This is a genomic window from Planktothrix sp. FACHB-1355 (assembly GCF_014748295.1).
Taxonomy (GTDB): domain Bacteria; phylum Cyanobacteriota; class Cyanobacteriia; order Cyanobacteriales; family Aerosakkonemataceae; genus Aerosakkonema; species Aerosakkonema funiforme_A.
This window is the reverse complement of sequence record NZ_JACJUP010001228.1, coordinates 1-2,015: the sequence shown is the minus strand read 5'-3', so window position 1 is coordinate 2,015 and position 2,015 is coordinate 1. Positions and strand designations below refer to the sequence as shown.

General features: G+C 44.5%; 2 protein-coding genes. Both read left to right on the top strand.

The features are described from left to right. Nucleotides 1–85 precede the first annotated feature (85 nt). On the top strand, nt 86–1,195 hold the full coding sequence (gene aroB, locus H6S82_RS31055) for a 3-dehydroquinate synthase (RefSeq protein ID WP_190470296.1): 1,110 nt from the start codon (nt 86–88) through the stop codon (nt 1,193–1,195). Nucleotides 1,196–1,211: 16 nt separating this feature from the next. Further along, on the top strand, nt 1,212–2,015 hold an 804-nt coding region (crtA, locus tag H6S82_RS31050), incomplete at its 3' end, for a cyanoexosortase A (RefSeq protein ID WP_191057322.1).

Below are 2,015 nucleotides of genomic sequence, written 5' to 3'. Positions count from 1 at the left end.
GCCACTGCGTAGGCAGCACCCAAGTATAGAACGTAAGCTACGACTCCAGACATTTTTGTTCCTCGATTCAGTGATGGTTTAGACAATGCAATCCGTTATTCATGTTAATTTACCGCAGAATTCTTACGAAATTGCGATCGCCTCTGGTAGCTTAGACAAACTCGGTGCTTGGATGAGTGGCGAAGAAAGCAAACCGCTGAATCTGGGCAAAAAAGTTTTGGTTGTCTCCAATCCGGCTATTTTCAAGCGCTATGGGGAAAGAGCGATCGGATCTCTCACTGCTGCTGGGTTTGAGGTCGCCAGTTGCATTCTGCCGGCGGGAGAACAGTACAAAACTCTGACTTCTCTCCAAAAAATTTATAACCTCGCTTTGGAAAATCGCCTGGAACGCTCCTCCACAATGGTAGCTTTGGGGGGCGGCGTGATTGGCGATATGACAGGTTTTGCGGCTGCTTCTTGGTTGCGCGGGATTAACTTCGTGCAAGTCCCCACCAGCTTGCTGGCGATGGTTGATGCGGCGATTGGCGGTAAAACTGGAGTTAACCATCCCAAAGGCAAAAATCTGATTGGCGCATTCCATCAGCCGCGTTTGGTTTTAATTGACCCGGATGTGCTGAAAACTCTCCCGCCAAGGGAGTTTCGCGCTGGTATCGCGGAAGTGATTAAATACGGCGTGATTTGGGATGCCGATTTGTTCGCTAAGTTAGAGCAATCTTCGCGCCTGGATCAACTGCGCTACTTAGATGAGGAAATTTTGCAAATTATCCTCAAACACTCTTGCCAAGCGAAGGCAATTGTGGTAGGGAAAGATGAAAAAGAATCGGGTTTGCGGGCGCTACTGAATTACGGACATACGATCGGTCATGCGGTAGAAAGCTTAACGGGTTACAAGTCGGTCAATCACGGTGAAGCGGTGGCTATTGGGATGGTAGCAGCAGGTCAGATTGCTGTTGATATTCGCTCTTGGAATAAAGCAGCAGCAGAACGTCAAAATGAGTTAATTAAAAAAGCTGGATTACCGACAAAGTTACCTACTGGTTTGGATGTTGAGGAGATTATAAATTCCCTACAAACTGATAAAAAAGTCGAGTCGGGTAAGGTGCGATTTGTTTTACCTACACAAATTGGTGCTGCAACTGTGACCGATCGAGTCCCGCCAGATGTATTGCGGCAAGTACTTTGGCAAATGCAGTAGGTATTGTGGGGTAACGATGAATAACCTGAAACTTGTCAAAGATCCCAAATACTGGCTGTTAGCTATAGCAGCAAGTTTAATTACTCTTCATCTTCATTTGAGTTGGAGAAGCGAAAATGCTGACTTGCTGGGCATCAGTTTATTGTTTTGGGTGGCGGTATCTGCGTTAATTTGGAGAAAACGCGATTCTTTGAATTTAGAAAGCGAAGTTTTTTCTACCATTTTTGGTGCATTGCTGATTGGTTTTGTGCTTTTTAAGAGTACGCACCTGTATGGTTATGACCTTTTTTTGCGCGTTTCTCCTTTCATCTCAATTTTAGGTTTAAGTCTGCTTGCTTCTGGAGTGAAGGGATTGAAGCAATATTGGCAGGAAATTTTGCTGGTTGCTTTTATGGCTGTACCGCCGGGAGTGCTATCCATCTTTATCGACCTGTCTTTGTTAACAGCTAAGTTTGCTAGTTTTGTGCTGTGGATTTTAGGATTTCAAGTATCGAATTCGGGAGTTATGGTGACGCTACCAACGGGAGGGATAAAGGTAGGTGCTGGTTGTGATGGCTTTGGTATAATTTTGCAACTATTGGGATTGTCTTTTATTTGTTTGGTGATGTTTGGTCATCACTTGTGGCACAGAATATTAGTGCCGATCGCATCTGTTATTTTAGCATTTGTTGTCAACGGGATGCGGGTCGCTCTTATGGCTATACTAGCAGCATTATCCAATCAAGAAGCTTTTGAGTATTGGCATACGGGAGATGGTTCGTTGATTTTTTCTATGCTGGCGGTATTTATGTTTGGGGTATTTTGTCATTTTACAGTATTG

Bases quoted from the DNA above. Each gene is read 5' to 3' on its own strand.
- aroB (WP_190470296.1), top strand. From the start codon at position 86: ATGCAATCCGTTATTCATGTTAATTTACCGCAGAATTCTTACGAAATT.